This is a genomic window from Bradyrhizobium quebecense, from assembly GCF_013373795.3.
In the GTDB taxonomy this organism is placed as follows: Bacteria; Pseudomonadota; Alphaproteobacteria; order Rhizobiales; family Xanthobacteraceae; genus Bradyrhizobium; species Bradyrhizobium quebecense.
Genome location: NZ_CP088022.1, coordinates 5,184,626 through 5,202,869 on the forward strand (window position 1 = coordinate 5,184,626; position 18,244 = coordinate 5,202,869).

Consider the following 18,244-nt stretch of genomic DNA (forward strand, 5'->3'; position numbering starts at 1 on the left):
GCTTCAACGTAAATATCTATGGTTAATCGCCGGTTACCCCCTCTTTGCGTTGCCGTAACCAATTAGTTAACGAGCCGGCTGTACCCTATCTGTGAGATAATAGCTCTCGATTGCCGACACATGTCTGATTGCTAAATGAGCAGTAACCTCAACACACGCTACTCGATGCACGAGCGCGCTTCGCGTGATAGTTACGCGCGCAAAAATGAAGGGGACGAATCCACCCCTTCAACGGGTGAGGAATCCGTGCTCCAGCACACGCCAAGCATAGAATTGCGCGAGGCATCGACCGCATCACGCGATCGACCGAACGAGAGCAAGCGAAAGCTGCGTGTTGTCCTGGTGCAGACCCAGGCCGAGAACGCCGGCGCGCAGGAGATCTCGCGGTTGCTCGGCGCCGGCCTCACCGCACGCGGCTACGACGTCGCCAACCTGTTCTTCTTCCGCAAATCGGATTCGTTCGACGAGCCGCCCGATACGTTCTATTGCGCGCAGACCCGTCCGGGAAATCCGGTGGCGCTGCTGCGCATGCTGTGGGCGCTCGCCGGTCATCTCAGGACCATCAAGCCCGACGTCGTGCTGACCTTCCAGCACTTCGGCAATGTGATCGGCGGAGGCGTGTCGCGCCTCGTCAGCCGCGCCCCCGTGATCGCCAACCAGGTGTCCTCGGCGCTGTCGATGAGCATGCCGGTGCGCGCTGCCGACATCATCATGGGCTCTACCGGTTTCTTCCAGTGCATCACGCTGAACTCGCGGGACATGGAGCGCGAATATGCGCGCTATCCGGCTCCGTATCGATCGCGCATGAAGCACGTCCCGCACGGCTTCGACGACAAGTCGCACAGCCTGCCGAAGGACGTTGCGCGGCAACAGTTCAAGCTGCCGCCGGATCACATCCTGCTCGGCTGTGCGGCAAGGCTGCACCCGCATAAGCGGCTCGATGCGGCCATTCGCCTGCTGGCTGCCGATCCATCCTGGCACCTTGCGCTCGCCGGCCAGGGCGCGGATGAAGGGCGGCTGAGGGCCCTGGCGGACGAGCTTGATGTCTCGGACCGGCTGCACCTCATCGGCGAGATTGCACCGCGCCAGATGGCCGATTTCCTGACGTGCCTGGACGTCTTCGTATTCCCCACGCAGGCCGAAACCTTCGGCCTTGCCGCGGTCGAAGCCGCGAGCGCCGGCATTCCCTGCGTCGTCAACGACCTCCCCGTGCTGCGCGAGGTGCTGTCCTACCAAGGGCAGCCTGCCGCGGTGTTCGTTGACGCTTCGAACGAGGCCGAATTCTCGGCCGCCGTATCGAAGGTCCTGACAGATCGTGTGTTGAGCGACCAGCTGCGGCAAAGCGCCGTGGGCCTGAAGTCGCGTTATTCGTTGGATGCCATGATAGAGGAATACGTCCGCATTCTCGGCGACGCCGTGGGAGCGGACGCGCACTAGGAAGTTGGGCTGGCCATGATTATCGAGTTTCGCTGCGACCGCGCGCAGCCACGGCTCTGGATGTGCCGCGAGTCGTTGCGCGTCAACGATCAGGATATTCCCGTTCAAATCTCATGGACCACGACGCCGGCACCGCGGCCCGCCGGCCTCGACATGCTGTTCGAGCTCGAACGCATCGTCCTGCGCAAGGGCAAGGCCGGCGGCGCCGACCGGGTGACGACGATTCCGGAGCGGCCGCGCGCGGGTAACCCCGACGTGGTGGTCGACTTCACCAGCGCCGAGCGGGATCCGAACTGCTCCGCGAAACTGTATCTCCGTCCACGTTTCAACGGGAGCGCGGGCGAAGGCGCCGCACTGGCGGCCATTCTCGCCGGCGATCTGCCGGTGATCGAAATCGTCAATGAGCTCGACGGCTCGGTGATGGACCGCGGCCATCCCTCCGCGGAAATCGCGGCTGGCCTGAGCGGCGGGCTCGAAACCGTGATGGCACGCACGCTGTCGATGCTGCCGCCGATTCTGTCAGGAGCTCCGCGGCTGGTGCCGCAATTGGCTGCTCCGGCGAGCGGCGGCGAGCTGCGAAATCCAGCGCCCTTTGTCGTGCGCGGCGTGGCGACTTCGATCGCGAAGGGAATCTATCGCCTGTGCTGTTACGCGCCGCATTGGCATGTCGGTTGGCGCTTCGCCGGGAATACGGATACCTGGCGCACCGGCGACCTGTCGGGACCTGCCTGGAACGTGCTCGGCGATCCCGGCAACCACTTCTATGCCGATCCGTTTCCGGTGAAATGGCAGGGCAGGACCTTCGTGTTCTTCGAAGACCTCGACCACCGGACCGGCAAGGGCATCATTTCCGCGATCGAATTCGACGGCAGCGGGCCGATCGGCACGGTGATGCCGGTGCTCGAAGAGCCCTGGCATTTGTCCTACCCGTTCCTGATCGAGGATGGCGGCGAGCTCTGGATGATCCCGGAAAGCACCGCGCATCGGGACGTTCCAATCTACAAATGCATCCGCTTTCCGGACAAGTGGGAGCGGCACTCAACGCTGCTGTCCGGCCTCGAACTTGCCGACGTGACGATCACGCAGCACAACGGGCTCCATTACATGTTCGGAGCCTGGCGCGACGGCACCGGCGGCTATTCCGACACGCTGGCGATCTACTACGCCGGGCAATTGCTCGGCCCCTGGCAACCGCATGCGGCCAATCCGATCCTGATGGATCGCGCGACCACGCGGCCGGCCGGCAACTTCGTGACCGTCGATGGAAAGCTGTGGCGGCCGGTGCAGGACTGCACCAACGGATACGGCGCGGCGCTCGGCCTTGCAGAAGTGCTCGAACTGTCGCCAACGACCTACAAGCAGGCCGTTCGGCATCTGCTCAAGCCCGGGCCGCAATGGAGCGGGCGCAAGCTCCACACGCTCAACCGGTGCGGCCAGCTCGAGGTAATCGACGGCTCGCGTGTTCAGCCCAAGACCACGGCCCTGCTGAACGGGCTGCGGTCAAGCGACCGGTCAACGCAGCGGGAATGGCAAAACGCGCTGGCGAAGCCGATCGCACGGTGGCTCCATTAGCGCGCCTCGTCGGCGATCGACCCCGCGGCTCAGTTCGGCTCGGCGCTCAGCACGCCGCCGAACTGCTCCCAGGAGCTCCCCGTCCAGCGCTGCAGCTGAAGCTGCGTATAGGCCATGCTGTTGTCGGGTCCCGTGTTGACCGTGATGCCCGGCATCAGCGTCGGCAGCACAAGTCCCTTGATGTTGCGCGCCTGCTTCACGATGTTCTCGCGCGACAGGTCGTCGCCGCACTGCTTCAGCACCTGCTCCAGGATCTGGCCCTGCTGGGTCCCGAACAGATAGTTGCTATCGCCGATATCGGCACCCGGAAGATACTTCTCGAAATGAGCGCGATACCATTTGATGCCGGGATCGTCGGCCCACTTCCTGTCGTTCGGATCCTTCGCGATGGTCGCCACGACGACGCCGACCGCCTTGTCCGCTCCGGCCGGCACGATGGTCGAGGAGACCGAGCTCGACACGTAATTCACGATGGTGAGTGGCGTCCAGCCGATCTCACTCGCCTTCTTGATCGCTTGCGCGGCGAATTTCGGCGTGCCGGCGATCAGGAACGCCTGGGCGCCCGACGCCTTCAGCGTCACCACGCGTGATTCAATGGTGGGCTCGGTGACCTCATAGGGAGACGTCACCACCTTCCTGTCGAACTCGCCCTTCAGGGTTTCCTTGAACGCGGCCACGAAGTCACGGCCGAGATCGTCGTTCTGGTAGAGGATCGCGATCTTCGCGTCGGGCGCCGTCTGGGCAATGTACCTGGCGTAGATCTTTCCTTCGGTGTTGTAGCTCGGCAGCCCGGTGGTCGTCAGCGGAAACTCGGCGAAGTTCGCAAACTTGGTCACACCGCTGACGACGAAGAGGTGCGGCACCTTCTTCGCGGTCACATATTTGATGGTTGCGCCGATGCCGGGCGTCCCCAGCGGGCTGAACAGGAACGCGACCTCGTCGCTCTCGATCAGCTTGCGGGTCTGCTCCACCGCCTTGGGCGGCGAATAGGCATCGTCATAGGTGATGAGGTTGATCTTGCGGCCGTTGATGCCGCCGCGATCATTGATGGAATGGACGTAGGCGATGAGGCCCTTGCCGGTATTGCTCAGCGGGGATGCCGGGCCGCTGAACGGGAATGTCGCGCCGATCTTGATTTCAGATTCCGAGACGCCGGGCGTTTCCGCGCGGACCGCAGTAACAGCAACGGCCGCAAGCATCGCGATGGACACAGCAAACGTCTTCACCAACATGAACTCCCCCTGAACTCTTATGAATAGACCGGCTCTTGCGGCGCCGAGCGGCGCCTACCAGGCTTCGCCGAACGGCCTGATCTCGACGTTGAACGACCACGCGCTGCGGTCCTGATGGGCGACGTGCCAGACCTCGTCCGCGATCGCGCGCGGCTTGATGAAGAAATCGTCCGGCCGCTCCGGCCAGCGCTTCCGCGTCCATTCCAGATCGATCACCGCATCGATCACGAGATAGGCGACGTGGACGCCCTGCGGCCCGAGGTCGCGCGCCATCGCCTCGGCCAGGATGCGCTGCGCCGCCTTGGTCGGCGCGAACCCCGCGAAACCGGCCTTGCCGCGCAAGGCCGAGGTGTTGCCGGTCGCAACGATGGCGCCCTTGCCGGCGCTGATCATCGCCGGAGCAAACCGCCGTGCCAGGTACAACAGGCCCATCGTGTTGACCTGGAAGTTGCGATTGAGAATCTGCGGATCGATCTCGCGGAATGTACCGAACGCCCCGCCGACGGCGTTGTGGATCATGACACTGGGATGGCCGAGATCCCCCTCCACCGCCGCCGCCACCGTCTCGACCTGCACCGGGTCGGACACATCACATCGATAGGCCTTTGCACCCGGCAGCTGCTTCTCGAGCGCGGCGAGACGCTCCTCGTTCCTGGCGAGAAGTGCGACCCGATAGCCGCCTTCAGCAAACCTCCGGGCAAGCGCCGAACCGGTGCCGGGCCCAACGCCGGATATCAGACAGACGGGTGCGGTCATGCAGTCAATCCTCCGCGTTGCAGCCAACAGATTTCAAGATCAGGCGGCCGCCTTCGACAGCAGCTTCTCGACGTAGGGCTTGAGATCCGGCCTGAAATGCGCGTGCTCGACCAGCCGGGCAAAGTGAGCGAACATCAGCGGATACGTACCCTGCACCCCCGGGTGCAGAATTCTCTCCAACCCCTGCTCGCGCAATTGCTCGGTCCGCGCATGCTCATTCATGAACAGCGCGAGTTCGGCGGCCAGGCAGATGTCGGCGATCGAAATACCGTTCCCGACCAGCGCCTCTCGCCGTGGCGACAGCGCCTGCTCGATCCCCGAGGCATAGATCGCGAACGCATCCTTGGCGCGGGCATGGATGGCCGCATCGACCGTGCCGCCCGACAGCGCGAGCAGATAAATCTGAGTATCCCGCGCAAAGACCAGGCTGACATCGAGAAAGCTGTCGATCCTGGACGCCTCATAGGCGTCACGTCCGTAGAGCGGGAACTTCGCCTCGCCGAGCCGCGCCACTGCCCGCATGATGCTGTTCGATTCGAAGATTCCGACCTTGCCGTCGGCACCGAACGCCGCCGGCACATTGCCGAACGGTTGCGCCACCATGAACGCATCGGTCTTGAAGAGCTGCGCGCCGGTCAGTCCGACCCGGCCGGCTCGCGCGAGCGAGGCGAGCTCAGCGCGCTCCTGCTCTGCCAGCGGACGGGCATCGTAATCCCAGAGCCAGTCGCGCAATTCCTTGCCGGAGGCGCCCCTGACCTCGACGTCGACGCCGCAGAACCGCGCGGCGATGGTTGCCTTCCAGACCCGCGGGTTCGGCAGATAGGAGAAGATGCGCAAGGCGGCCATGATGGGCTGCTCCAGATGCTGTTGCCTCAGGCGGCCAGTTTCAGGATCTTGACGACATCGCCGGGCTCGCGGATCGGCTGCGGGTTGGTGCGGGTGAAGATCGACAGCATGGCGTTCCGGCCGATCAGCTCGAAGCGGTCTTCGCCGACACCGACATCGGCCAGCCGCCGCGGCAGGCCGAGCTCCGCAATGAAGCCGGCGAACGCCTCGCTCGCGTCGCGACCGGGCGCACCGAGCGCGGCGGCGATCGCTTGCTGGGCGGCTTCCGTCGCGGGGCGGTTGTAGCGCAGCACGCTCGGCATCATCACGGCCGTGCAGAAATAATGAGGAACGTCGCAGGTGCCGCCGAGCACATGGCCGATGGCGTGGCTTGCGCCCATCGGCACCCGCGACTGCAGTCCGAAGGCCGACAGCCACGAGCCCAATTGGCATCTCAGCCGCGCCGCCTCGTCATCGGGATTGGCCTTGGTGCGCAGCAGGCCTTCGTGCAGATAGCGCAGTCCCTGCTGGCACACCGCGTCGACCAGCACGTTGGGCCGGCTGGAGCAGATCGCCTCGATGCCGTGATCCATCGCGCGCGTGCCGGAGCCGAGCCAGAGCTTCTCCGGCGTATATCTGGTGATCGCGGGATCGAGGATGATGCTGCGCGGCATCATCATCGGGTGGTTGAAGATCTGCTTCAGCTTGCGGCTGGTGTCGGTGACCAGCGCGCCGGAATTATACTCGCCGCCCGAGAGCGTGCTGGGGATCGCGATCATCCGGACCTTGGGCGTGCGGAACGGTCCGAACCGGCGATCCGGCGTGGTCTCGAAGCCGTCAAGCCCCGCTGGCTCGAAGATCTCGTGCTCCATGCACATCAGCACGATCTTCGCCGCATCGACCACCGAGCCGCCGCCAATCGCGACGACGAGGTCCGCCTTGGCTTCGCTGGCCTGCCGCGCGATCTGGGTCACGACATCCCGCGTCGTGTGCTGCGGCACGCCGTCGAAGGTCGCGGCATGGCGATCGCCGAGCCCTTTGCGGATCTTCTCGATCTCGTCGGTGGTGGTGTTCAGCGTGCGGCTGGCGATCAGATAGACGCGTTTCGCGCCCAGCCGTTCGGCCTCCTCGCGCAGCGCTTCGGCTGCCGGCTTGCCGTAGATCACGGATTCCATGCTGGGATATTGATGGCTGCCGACGACGCGCATGCTTTCGCTCCCTCGATGTGTCCGTGAGTTAGCTGCCGGTCAGGCCGACAGCTTGGTGAAGTCGGGCTGGCGCCGTTCGGCGAACGCGGCAAAGGCCTCGCGCGCTTCCGGTGTCGTCAGCCGCTCCTTGAACAACACGCCTTCCTCGGCGATCTGCGCCGCGATCCGCTGCTGCTCGCGCATCAGCTTCTTCGTCATGCCAAGCGAACCCGCGGGCCGCTTGGTCAACGCCACCGCCGCGTCGTGCGCCTTCTTGCGCAGATCCGCCTGCGGCACCACGGCATTGGCGAGGCCGGATGCCAGCGCGCCCTGCGCATCCATTGGCTCGCCAAGCGCAAACATCGCATAGGCGCGCGCATGTCCGATCCTGAGCGGCAGCAGCCAGCTCGACGCCGCCTCCGGCACCAGCGCCAGATTGACGAAGGGCGTGATCAGCCGGCCGTTCTCGGCGAGATAGACCAGATCGCAATGCAGCAGCATGGTGGTGCCGACGCCGACCGCGTTGCCCTGCACCGCCGCGACCAGCGGCTTGCCGACCTTGCTGATGGTCTCGATGAAGCGATGCGCGGGGCTATCGACCGCGCTCTCGCCGCGCGCCTGGCTCGCGAAGTCGGCCAGGTCGTTGCCCGCGGTGAAGCTGTCGCCGTCGCCCTGGAACAGGATCACGCGGACGGCTGGATCCGCCTCGGCCTGCTTCAGCGCGTTCGACATCGCGTCATACATGGCGCCGGTCAGCGCGTTCTTCTTCTCGGGCCGTTGCAGGGTCAGCGTCATGACGCCGGCAGCGACCTCCACTTTGACATGCTCGGTCATGGCACTCTCCCGTCAGGCGACCGCGCGGGCCGCCGTGGTTTCAAACTTGCCGTCGAGGAAGCCGGTCAGCCGCTGCCGGATGATCTGCTCCGCCTCGGTCATGATGCGGTCGATCAGCTCCTTGACCGTCGGGATGTCGTGGATCAGGCCGACCACCATGCCGCAGCTCCAGGCGCCGGCATCCATCTCGCCGTCGATCATCACCTTCGGGTAGACGCCGGCGACCTGCTCGTGGATGTCCTCGATCTTCAGCTTGGCGCCCTTCTCGCGTTCGATCTCGAGCAGCTCATCGACGCCCTTGTTCTTCAGCACCCGCTCGGTGTTGCGCAGCGCGCGCATCACCAGGCGGGTGTCGAGTTCGTCGGCATCGAGCAGCGCCTGCTTCACATTGGCATGCACCGGCGCTTCCTTGGTCGCGATGAAACGCGTGCCCATGTTCATGCCGGCAGCGCCCATCGACAGCGCGGCGACGAGGCTGCGCGCATCCGCCATGCCACCCGAGGCCACGAACGGGATTGTCAGCTCGTCCGCCGCGCGCGGCAGCAGGATCATGTTCGGGATGTCGTCCTCGCCGGGATGGCCGCCGCACTCGAAGCCGTCGACGCTGACCGCATCGCAGCCGATCTTCTCGGCCTTCAGCGAGTGCCGCACCGAGGTGCATTTGTGGATCACCTTGATGCCGGCTGCCTTCAGCGCCGGCATATACTGTTCCGGGCTGCGGCCCGCGGTCTCCACCGCCTTGACGCCGCCCTCGCGGATAACAGCGATATACTCCGGATAGGGCGGCGCGGTGAAGCTTGGCAGGAAGGTGAGGTTCACGCCGATTGGCTTGTCGGTCATGTCGCGGCAGCGCGCGATCTCCTTCGCCAGCAGCTCCGGCGTCCGCTGGGTCAGGCCGGTGATGATGCCGAGGCCGCCGGCGTTGGACACCGCGGCTGCCATCTCGGCGAAGCCGACATAGTGCATGCCGCCCTGGATGATCGGATGCTGGATGCCGAACAGTTCAGTGATTGCTGTCTTCACAAGTTTCTCCCGCGTTTCCGGTCAGTGGACGATTTCAAACAGGCCCGCCGCGCCCATGCCGCCGCCGATGCACATGGTCACCACGCCGTATTTCGCCTTGCGCCGCCGGCCCTCGATCAGGAGGTGGCCGGTGAGCCGCGCTCCGGTCATGCCATAGGGATGGCCGATCGCGATCGAGCCGCCATTGACGTTCAGCTTGTCCGGGTCGATGCCGAGCTTGTCGCGGCAATAGATCACCTGCACCGCGTAGGCCTCGTTGAGCTCCCAGAGATCGATGTCGTCGATCTTCAGATTATGCCGCTTCAACAGCCGCGGGATCGCAGCGACCGGGCCGACCCCCATCTCATCCGGCTCGACGCCGGCGGCGACGAAACCACGGAAGATACCGAGCGGCTTCAGCCCCTTCTGCGCGGCGATCTTGTCGCTCATGATCACGCAGGCCGAAGCACCGTCCGAGAGCTGGCTGGCATTGCCGGCACTGATGGTCTTGCCCTCGAACACCGGCTTGATCTTGGCGAGCCCGTCCGCCGTGGTATCCGGCCGCGGACCCTCGTCCTTGGCCAAGGTCACCTGCTGGAAGCTGACTTCCTTGGTGTCCTTGTTGACCACGGCCATTTTGGTCGTGATCGGCACGATCTCGTCGTTGAAGCGGCCGCCCTGCAGCGCGGCGCCGACGCGGCGCTGGCATTCCAGGCTGTATTCGTCCTGCTTGTCGCGGCCGATCCCGTAGCGCTCGGCGACGACTTCCGCCGTCTCCAGCATCGACATGTACATCTCGGGCTTCATCGCCATCAGCTCGTCGTCGACAGCGTGGAACCTGTTCATGTGCTCGTTCTGCACCAGGCTGATCGACTCGATGCCGCCGCCGATCGCAATCTCGACGCCGTCGAGCATGACCGAACGCGCGGCGACCGCGATCGCCTGCAGCCCGGAGGCGCATTGCCGGTCGATGGTGGTGCCGGCAACGGTGACGGGAAGTCCGGCCCGGATGGCGCCCTTGCGCGCGACATTCATCACCATGGTGCCCTGCTGCATGGCGCAGCCCATCACCACGTCCTCGACCTCGCCGGGCGCGATGTCGGCGCGCTTGACGGCCTCGGCCATCACGTGGCCGGCCAGGGTCGGGCCGTCGGTGTTGTTGAGCGCGCCGCGATAGGCCTTGCCGACGCCGGTACGCGCGGTGGAAACGATGACTGCATCCTGTGACATACTTGCCTCTCTGGCTTATGCGACCGCGTCGAGCTGCGCATAGCGCAGCACGTGATAGGCGGGATCGCCGAACTGGATGTTGATGGAGGAAATCCGCTTGAAGTAGTGACCGACATTGAGCTCGTCGGTCATGCCCATGCCGCCATGCAACTGCACCGCCTGGTCGGCCACGAACTTGCCGGCATAGCCGATCTTGGACTTGGCGCCCGAGGCGAGCCGGGAGATGCCGGCCTCGTCGTCGCTGAGACTGAGGCTGAGATGCTGCATCAGGGACAACGCTTCCTGATGCGCGATGAACATGTCGACCATCCGGTGCTGCAGCACCTGGAAGCTGCCGATCGTGACGCCGAACTGCTTGCGCGTCTTGGAGTAGTCCAGCGTCGCGTCGTTCAGCTCGCCGATCGCGCCGACCGCCTCGGCACAGAGTGCGCCGATGGCACGGTTGCGGCAGGCCTCCAGCGCGGCGACGCCCTCGCCTTCCCGGCCGAGCAGTTCGCCGCGTACACCGCGCAGGCTGATCTCGGCGGCCCTCCGGCCGTCGATGGTCCTGAAGCTCTGCAGATCGAGATTGGCGGCGCGGCGATCGACCACGAACAGGCTGACGCCGCCGCGATCGTGACGATGGCCCGAGGTCCGCGCCGAGACGATCAGATAGTCCGCCCAAGGCGCGGCCATCACCGCCGTCTTCTCGCCGGTGAGCACATAATCATTGCCGTCCCGGCGCGCTGTCGTGGTGACCGTGGCAAGATCGAAGCGCGAGCCCCTCTCGGTCCACGCCAATGCCCAGAGCTTCGATCCCGCGATGATGTCGGCGATATAGGCCTGCTGCTGCGCGTCGGAACCTGCCTGCTCGATCAGGCGGCCGGCCACAACGACCGTCTCGACGAACGGCTCGACCACGAGATGGCGGCCGAACTCCTGCATGATGATCATGGTCGACAGCGGTCCGCCGCCGAGCCCGCCGACGGCTTCCGCGAATGGCGCGGCGAGCAGGCCAAGCTCGGCGAACTCGGCCCAATGCTTGCGGCTGAAGCCGTCCTCGCTCGCCACGATCTTGCGGCGCGCATCGAAGTCATACCGGTCGCGCAGCAGCCGCTGCACGCTGGCCCGCAACAATTCCTGCTCTTCCGTGAACTGGATATCCATCCGATCCTCTCGTGCCGCTGCTGCTAACGCGCGATGGCTCTAACGCCTTGTTTGAGCATCCCGCTCTAGAGACCAAGCACCGCCTTGGCGATGATGTTGCGCTGGATTTCGTTCGATCCGCCGTAGATCGAGAGCTTGCGCGAATTGAGATACTTCTCCGACGCCGTGTGGCCGTAGTCCGGGCCCGGCATGAAGTGATTGGCGCTGACCGGATGCTCGCGGATCGCAAGCCCGTCATTGCCGATCGCCCGATGGGTCAGCTCGGTGATATCCTGAAAGATCTCGGTGCCGCGGATCTTGAACAGCGAGGCCGCCGGTCCCGGATCGATACCGCGCGCCATCTGGGCGACGACCCGAAGCTCGGTCGCCTCCAGCGCCAGCACGTCGAGCTCGACGCGGGCGATGTCCCTGATGAATTCGAGATGCGCCGGATCGTCTTCCGGGATCTCGGCCTTCACGATCTTCTTCAGCCGCGCGATGTAGCGCGTCGAGCGGCCGATGCCGGCCATGCTCGTGCGCTCGTTGCCGAGCAGGAATTTCGCGTAGGTCCAGCCCTTGTTCTCCTCACCGATCAGGTTCTCGACCGGAACGCGGACATCCTCCAGGAAGACGTCGTTGACCTCGTGCGAGCCGTCGATGGTGATGATCGGACGGACGGTGACGCCCGGCGATTTCATGTCGATCAGCAGGAATGATATCCCGGATTGCGGCTTCGCCGTGGGATCGGTGCGGACCAGGCAGAAGATCCAGTCGGCGTGCTGCGCGAGCGTCGTCCAGGTCTTGTGGCCGTTGACGATGTAGTGGTCGCCGTCGCGCACCGCCTTGGTACGAACGGTGGCGAGGTCGGAGCCGGAGCCCGGCTCCGAATAGCCCTGGCACCACCAGTCCTCGCCGGACAGGATGCGCGGCAAGAACTTCGCCTTCTGCGCGGCGTTGCCGAACGTATAGATGACGGGGCCGACCATGGTGACGCTGAACGCCAGCGGCGGCATGGTGCCGGCGCGCGTCGTCTCCTGCTCGAAGATGAAGCGGCGCGTGATCGACCAACCGGGCCCGCCATATTCCTTGGGCCAGAGCGGCGCGATCCAGCCCTTGTTGTGCAGGATGCGATGCCACAGCAGCATCTGCTCCTTGGAGAGATCGGTCTCCGGATTGGGGACGCGCATCTCCGCCGGATAATTGTCCTTGATGAAGGCGCGGACTTCGTCGCGAAACGCCGCGTCTTCAGGGGATAGCGCGAGCTCCATCTGCCGTGCTCCTTACCACTTCTCGCCGAAGGGCCGGATTTCCAGCTCGAAGGTCCAGGCACTCTTCGGCTGCTGGTAGAGCTGCCAGTAGGACGTCGCGACCGAAGCCGGTGGCATCAAAAGATCGGGATTGTCGAGCGCGTTCGGGCCGAGCGCCTCGATGCGACGCTGCCGCACCCATTCGGTGTCGACGCCGGAATCGATGATCAGATGCGCGACGTGGATGTTCTTCGGTCCGAGCTCGCGCGCCATCGCCTGCGCCACGGCGCGCAGGCCGAACTTGGCGCTGGCAAAGGCGGCATAACCGCTGCCGCCGCGCAGCGACGCGGTCGCGCCGGTGAAGAAAATGTTGCCCTCTCCACGCGCCGTCATCAGCCGCGCCGCCTCACGCCCCGCCAGGAAACCCGAGTAGCAGGCCATCTCCCAAACTTTGCGGAACACGCGCTCGGTGGTCTCCAGAATCGGGAAATTGACATTGGCACCGATGTTGAAGATGCAGACCTCCAGCGGCGCATGCTTGTCGGCGTCGTTGAGGAAGGAGATGATCTCCTCCTCCTTGCGCGCATCGAGTGAGCGCGCATGGATCTCGCCGCCGGCGGCCTCGATCTCCTTGACCAGCGGCGCGAGCTTGTCGCCGTTGCGGCGGCCGGCGAAGACCGTGAAGCCTTCGGAGGCGAACTTCTTGGCGATCTCACCGCCGATGAAATCACCGGCACCAATGACGGCGACCGTCTTGTTTCTCTTCTGCATGGTGTACTCCGGTCTTGTTCGTGTGAACGATGTTGCGGACAACGCGGCAGCCTTGTGCGCTAGATCTGGCTGCGCAGCGACTCCGCGAGCTTGTGCTTCAGGAGCTTGCCCGTTGATGTCGCAGGCAGCGCGTCCATCAGGATAATCTCGGATGGACGCTTGTACGAGGTGAGTTGCGGGGCAATATGGGCCATCAGGTCCTGCACGGTGGCCGTCGACCCCTTGATCAGCTGCACAAACGCAATGACCTCCTCATTGCCCTCGACCGGCCGGCCGACCACGGCGCACTGCACAACGGCGTCGTGCGTGCTCAGCACCGCCTCGATCTCGGCCGGATAGACGTTGAACCCGGAGCGGATGATCATCTCCTTGGTGCGCCCGACGATGTACAGGACGTCATTCTCGAAGCGCGCCAGGTCGCCGGTGTTGAACCAGCCGTCGGGGTCGATCGCCTTGGCGGTCAGATCAGGCGCGCGGTAATAGCCGCGCATCACGTTCGGGCCGCGGACATGCAGCTCGCCGACTTCGCCCGGTGCAACCGGCTTCAGGTCGCGGCCGACCAGTTTTGCCTCGAGGCCCGGCATCACGGTGCCGACCGCGTGGTCGGCCCGAGGGTTATCGGGCCGCACGCCGGAGATGCCGGGCGAGCATTCGGTGATGCCATAGCCGTTGAGCAGCGGCAGCCCGAGCTCCTGCTCGACCCGGGATTTAAGCTCGAGGTCCAGCGGCGCGCCGGCCACCGAGATCACCCGCAGCCGGCCGCGATCGAGCTTCGGCAGGCCGGCATTGCGCCGGTATTCGAGCAGGCGCTGATAGGTGGCGGGCACGCCGTTCAGGATCGTGATGCCTTCCTCGGCCATCGCCTTGACCAGCGCGGCCGGATCGTACTTGGCGACCAGGCGCACGGTGGCGCCGACCATCAGGGTCATCGTCAGCAGCGAGATGCCGACGATATGCGAGATCGGCAGCACGCAATATTGCACGTCATCGGCCGCCATCTTGCGGAAGCCTGCGGTGCCCCGGGCACTGAAGAGGAGATTGCGGTGGGTCAGCATCACGCCCTTTGGCGTGCCCGTGGTGCCGGACGTGTAGATCAGGACCGCGACCTGGTTTGCACCGTCGGCCTCGACCGGCTCGGCGGTGGTCGCTAAGTTCAGGCCGGTGACGGCAACGCCGCGGAGCGGGCCGACATCCTGCAGGACAGCCTCATAGCGCGCGGCATGCGCGGCTGCCTCTTGCGAGACGTCAGCAGTGAGCAACACGCGACGGGCGCCGCTGTGATCCCGGATCTGATCCAGCTCACGCGGCGACAGCCGCGGATTGACCACGATCGACCAGACATCGAGCCGGCTCGCCGCCAGCAGCAGGCAGGCCAGCGGAATCGAATTCTCGCTCACGATCATCATGCGGTCGCCGGCGCGGATGCCGAGCGCCTGCAATGCGCCTGCGACGCGATCGACCGCCTGATCGAGCTCGCGATAGGTCAGCCGCATCTCGTCGTCGATCAGCGCCGGATGATTTGGCGTCGTCACGACGTAGTGATTGATCACCTCGTGGATGCGGTTCGGCAGACCTTCCACACTTCCTTCGACAAACTGGGTCAACGCCTGCACTGAAACCTCCCTGTCGCAGCCCTTCGGGCTTGTTGTGTTGAGGACTTTTCCGCTCAGGCGGTCTTGCGCTGGCCCGCAGCCAGCTGCGCGACGATCTCTTCCTCGACTTCGCGCACCTTGTCCTTGCCGAAGAAGATCTCGTTGCCGACATAGAACGTCGGCGATCCGAACGAGCCCCGCGCGACCGCGTCGCTGGTGTTGTCGATCAGTTTCTTCTTGACGTCATCCTGCTGGGCGCGGGCGATCAGACGATCGATGTCGAGACCCGAGGACAGGAATGCCTCGCGGAAGACCTGCGGGTCGTCCATCTTCTTGGGTTCAACCCACATGTGGTTGTAGGCCGCCCGGAAATAGGGCTCGAACACGCCTTCGAACTGCGCGGCCACCGCGCCGCGCATCAGCGCCAGCGTGTTCACCGGAAAGAACGGGTTCATGGTGAACTTCGTGACGTTGTGGCGGCGCAGGAAGCGCTCGGTCTCGAGCGCGTTGTATTCGGGTTTGTTCTTGATCCCGCGCAGCGACTCGCCGGGCGACATGTTACCGGTCGCCTTGTAGACGCCGCCGAGCAGCACCGGGATGTATTCGAACGTGACGCCGGTGCGCTTCTCGATTCCGGGCAGCGCAAGCTCGGCGAGATAGGCGTTGGGGCTTCCGAAATCGAAATGGAATTCGACCTTGAGCGGAGCAGCCATGGAACGCCCTTCCCTTCGTTTGGCGGCAATCGCCTGTTGCCGCCGGTTGATCGTGGCCCGGACCATAAGTTCTATTTTAGAACTGTCAATATGATATTTGTCATCCAATGACTGTACGGCAGCCATTGGCTGGGCATCCTATTGAAATGACGTCAGTTCTGTTTTAGAATTTTATGTGCGATGCCGTCGCAGATCGCAGGAGACGCCGATGAAATGGGATACCCTCGAAGAGGAGCCGTGCTCGCTGGCCCGCACCGTCGCTGTGATCGGCGACCGCTGGAGCCTGTTGATCCTGCGCGAATGTTTCCTGCGCATCCGACGGTTCGATGACTTCCAGGCATCGCTCGGAATCACACGGCATCTGCTCGCCGACCGGCTGAAGAAGCTGGTGCGGTTCGGCGTGCTGCGCAAGATCCCCTATCAGGAAGCGCCGAAGCGCTACGAATACATCCTGACGCAGAAGGGTCTCGACCTCTATCCGATCATCATGTCGATCGTGCACTGGGGCAACGTCCACATGGTCGACGCGCGCGGCCGGCCGTTGCTGCACGAACACAAAACCTGCGGGAAGATGTTCGACCCCGTCATGGTCTGCTCGGAATGCGGCGAGCCGCTGAGCGCGAAGGCGGTCCATGTGCATCCCGGCCCCGGCGCGCGGAAGTCGTCGCCAGTGCACGCCAGCGCGCGGGAGCGCGCCAAGCGCGCCGCGGAATCGACCTAGCTCATTCAGTGTGACGGCGCGGCCATCAGCACGACATTGCCGCCGAGCAGGCAGCCGACTGGACGGCCGCCGGCGAAACCGATGCGGACGCGAATCTCCGACAGGCGCCCCATCGCCCGGCCCTGCAGGATGCGAATCTCCGCGTCGTTCGGCGCGACCAGGCCGTTGTCGAGCAGGCCGAACGCCAGCGCCGCGGCCGCAATGCCGGTTGCGGCATCCTCGCGATAGCCCGACGAGCGCGGGAATTGCCGCGCCTCGAACAGACGCGCCTCGCGGTCGATCACCGCGAACGGATAGAGCCCGGTCGATCCGATCCGGCCGCAGACCGCTTCGACGGCCTCGGCGGCGGGATCCAGCGCGTTCAGCGCCTCCGGAGAGCGCATCGGGATCAGGGTCTTGATCCGCGATGTGACCGCATTGCAGAGCGTCGACCGGCCGATCGCATCCGGCCCGACCGCGAGCGCCTGAAGCACGTCATCGCGTTGACTTGCCGTCAGCGGAACGGTTTTTCCCGCCGGCTGGGTGATCTCGACACGGGGCTCGCCGTTGCGATCCCGGCTGATGAAGCCGGTGACGGGACCGCTGCGCGTCGAGATCCGGATCGTATCGCCGGGCAATTTCCTATGGCGCGCCAGCAGCCAGAGCGCACCGATGGTGGCGTGGCCGCACATCTCCATTTCGTGGTTCGGAACGAAGAAGCGGAACGTGGCGTCGAAATCGTCACTCTGCGCCGGCAACACGAAGCCGGATTCGTGACCATGGCGGCGGGCAACGTCCTGCATCTCGGACGCGCTCATGCCGCTCGCATCGACCACGACCGGACAGGGATTGCCGCCCTGCCCATCCACCGTGAACACGCTGACCAATTCGGCTGTCGTCATGATGTCGTCCGCTTGTCCCACCGCCCCTTATTTGACCAGCGCAGCGCCGGTTTCCGGATGCTGCAGCCAGCCGAGCAACGCCGCGTGGAAGCGCGCCGGCGCCTGGATCTGCGGCGAATGGCCGAGGTCCGGGAATTCGATCAGCTGCGCATGCGGAATTCGCTTCGCGGCCGCGTTGCCCAGCACCGGATAATTGCCGAGCGTCTTGCGGATCTCGGGCGGCGCGGTGTCCTTGCCGATCGCGGTGGTGTCCTTGTCGCCGACGAACAGCAGCGTCGGCGGCTTGATCTGCTCGAACTCGTAGAACACCGGCTGGGTCGCGATCATGTCGTAGAGCCGCGCCGAGCTCGACGCCACGGCGGCGCGGCCCTCCCCGCGATACATGCCGGCCAGCATCTGCACCCAGGTCTCGTAGGACGGATCCCAGGTGTCGGCGTAATAGGTGGCGCGCTCATAGGCGCGGATGCTGTCGGCGGTGACGCGGGCCTCGCGCTGCATCCAGCCGTCGAGGCTGAGCCACGGCACGCCCTTGGCTTTCCAGTCCTCGAGCCCGATCGGATCGACCAGCACCAGGCGGTCGGTGGCCTCCGGATACATCAGCGCGTAGCGCATCGCCAGCATGCCGCCGGTCGAGTGGCCGACCATGATCGAGTGTTCAATCCCAAGCGAAGCCAGCAGCGCGCGGCTGTTGCCGGCGAGCTGCTGGAAGGTGAACTGATAGCGTTCCGGCTTGCTCGACTTGCAGAAGCCGATCTGATCCATCGCGATCACGCGATAGCCGGCGCCGCTGAGCGCCTTGATGGTGCCGTCCCAGGTCGCGGCACAGAAATTCTTGCCGTGCAGCAGCACCGCGGTCTGCCCGTTCGGCGTCGCCGGCTTGACGTCGAGATAGGCCATGTCGAGCTCCTGCCCCTGCGAGCTGAAGCGATAATGCTCCACCGGATAGGGATAGTCGAAACCCTGCAATTCCGGGCCGTAGGCCGGTTCGGCGGCGGATTGCGCCGATGCGCTGGACGAACCGAGCGCGACGGTCGCCGCGACGGCAAGATGAAGCAGGGTTTTCAGGTGCATCTCAGCATGTCCAACAATCAGGGGCGATCCGGTGATGCGGTAGCCGAA

Annotated in this window: 17 protein-coding genes; 3 read left to right on the top strand and 14 right to left on the bottom strand. The window is 64.8% G+C overall.

Annotated elements, in window-relative coordinates; genetic code table 11:
• The first annotated feature begins 135 nt into the window (after positions 1-135).
• Together HU230_RS24995 and HU230_RS25000 are read left to right on the top strand one after the other, a co-directional pair.
• Complete coding sequence (locus HU230_RS24995) at positions 136-1,437, top strand: glycosyltransferase family 4 protein (protein WP_234633837.1); 1,302 nt, start codon at positions 136-138, stop codon at positions 1,435-1,437.
• 15 nt (positions 1,438-1,452) lie between these two features.
• Complete coding sequence (locus HU230_RS25000; RefSeq protein WP_176529412.1) at positions 1,453-3,009, top strand: glucosamine inositolphosphorylceramide transferase family protein; 1,557 nt, start codon at positions 1,453-1,455, stop codon at positions 3,007-3,009.
• A gap of 29 nt (positions 3,010-3,038) precedes the next feature.
• On the opposite strand, the gene HU230_RS25005 is transcribed toward HU230_RS25000, so the two are convergent.
• From HU230_RS25005 to HU230_RS25060, 12 genes are all read right to left on the bottom strand, one after another.
• Positions 3,039-4,241: an ABC transporter substrate-binding protein gene (locus tag HU230_RS25005; RefSeq protein ID WP_176529411.1), complete on the bottom strand. Its 1,203-nt coding sequence runs from the start codon at positions 4,239-4,241 to the stop codon at positions 3,039-3,041.
• 54 nt (positions 4,242-4,295) lie between these two features.
• Positions 4,296-4,997, bottom strand: coding sequence for an SDR family NAD(P)-dependent oxidoreductase (locus HU230_RS25010; RefSeq protein WP_176529410.1), 702 nt, complete (start codon positions 4,995-4,997; stop codon positions 4,296-4,298).
• 39 nt (positions 4,998-5,036) lie between these two features.
• Entirely contained in the window at positions 5,037-5,843 is an 807-nt protein-coding gene (locus HU230_RS25015) for a glutathione S-transferase family protein (RefSeq protein ID WP_176529409.1), read from the bottom strand.
• 26 nt (positions 5,844-5,869) lie between these two features.
• Complete coding sequence (locus HU230_RS25020) at positions 5,870-7,030, bottom strand: iron-containing alcohol dehydrogenase (protein WP_176529408.1); 1,161 nt, start codon at positions 7,028-7,030, stop codon at positions 5,870-5,872.
• Between the two features lie 39 nt (positions 7,031-7,069).
• Complete coding sequence (locus HU230_RS25025; RefSeq protein ID WP_176529407.1) at positions 7,070-7,843, bottom strand: enoyl-CoA hydratase-related protein; 774 nt, start codon at positions 7,841-7,843, stop codon at positions 7,070-7,072.
• A gap of 12 nt (positions 7,844-7,855) precedes the next feature.
• The gene (locus HU230_RS25030) at positions 7,856-8,866 is read right to left on the bottom strand and encodes an NAD(P)H-dependent flavin oxidoreductase (RefSeq protein ID WP_176529406.1); all 1,011 of its coding nucleotides are present in this window, start codon (positions 8,864-8,866) and stop codon (positions 7,856-7,858) included.
• A 21-nt stretch (positions 8,867-8,887) separates the two neighbouring features.
• Complete coding sequence (locus tag HU230_RS25035) at positions 8,888-10,075, bottom strand: acetyl-CoA C-acyltransferase (RefSeq protein WP_176529405.1); 1,188 nt, start codon at positions 10,073-10,075, stop codon at positions 8,888-8,890.
• A 15-nt stretch (positions 10,076-10,090) separates the two neighbouring features.
• On the bottom strand, positions 10,091-11,221 hold the full coding sequence (locus tag HU230_RS25040) for an acyl-CoA dehydrogenase family protein (protein ID WP_176529404.1): 1,131 nt from the start codon (positions 11,219-11,221) through the stop codon (positions 10,091-10,093).
• A 65-nt stretch (positions 11,222-11,286) separates the two neighbouring features.
• Positions 11,287-12,468: an acyl-CoA dehydrogenase family protein gene (locus tag HU230_RS25045; RefSeq protein ID WP_176529403.1), complete on the bottom strand. Its 1,182-nt coding sequence runs from the start codon at positions 12,466-12,468 to the stop codon at positions 11,287-11,289.
• A gap of 12 nt (positions 12,469-12,480) precedes the next feature.
• Positions 12,481-13,218 (bottom strand): SDR family oxidoreductase, encoded by a 738-nt coding sequence (locus tag HU230_RS25050; RefSeq protein WP_092116714.1) that lies wholly within the window; start codon positions 13,216-13,218, stop codon positions 12,481-12,483.
• A 59-nt stretch (positions 13,219-13,277) separates the two neighbouring features.
• Positions 13,278-14,831 carry a class I adenylate-forming enzyme family protein gene (locus HU230_RS25055; protein WP_224943542.1) on the bottom strand — a complete coding sequence of 518 codons (1,554 nt, stop codon included), beginning with the start codon at positions 14,829-14,831 and terminating at the stop codon, positions 13,278-13,280.
• A 53-nt stretch (positions 14,832-14,884) separates the two neighbouring features.
• The gene (locus HU230_RS25060) at positions 14,885-15,523 is read right to left on the bottom strand and encodes a 2-hydroxychromene-2-carboxylate isomerase (RefSeq protein WP_176529402.1); all 639 of its coding nucleotides are present in this window, start codon (positions 15,521-15,523) and stop codon (positions 14,885-14,887) included.
• Positions 15,524-15,731: 208 nt separating this feature from the next.
• Between HU230_RS25060 and HU230_RS25065 the strand changes: the two genes are divergently transcribed.
• Positions 15,732-16,244, top strand: a complete 513-nt coding sequence (locus HU230_RS25065) for a winged helix-turn-helix transcriptional regulator (RefSeq protein ID WP_176529401.1) — start codon at positions 15,732-15,734, stop codon at positions 16,242-16,244.
• 5 nt (positions 16,245-16,249) lie between these two features.
• Here the strand turns inward: HU230_RS25065 and HU230_RS25070 are convergent, their stop codons facing one another.
• Together HU230_RS25070 and HU230_RS25075 are read right to left on the bottom strand one after the other, a co-directional pair.
• The gene (locus HU230_RS25070; RefSeq protein ID WP_176529400.1) at positions 16,250-17,125 is read right to left on the bottom strand and encodes a PhzF family phenazine biosynthesis protein; all 876 of its coding nucleotides are present in this window, start codon (positions 17,123-17,125) and stop codon (positions 16,250-16,252) included.
• Between the two features lie 27 nt (positions 17,126-17,152).
• Entirely contained in the window at positions 17,153-18,196 is a 1,044-nt protein-coding gene (locus HU230_RS25075) for an alpha/beta fold hydrolase (protein WP_176529399.1), read from the bottom strand.
• Positions 18,197-18,244 lie beyond the last annotated feature (48 nt).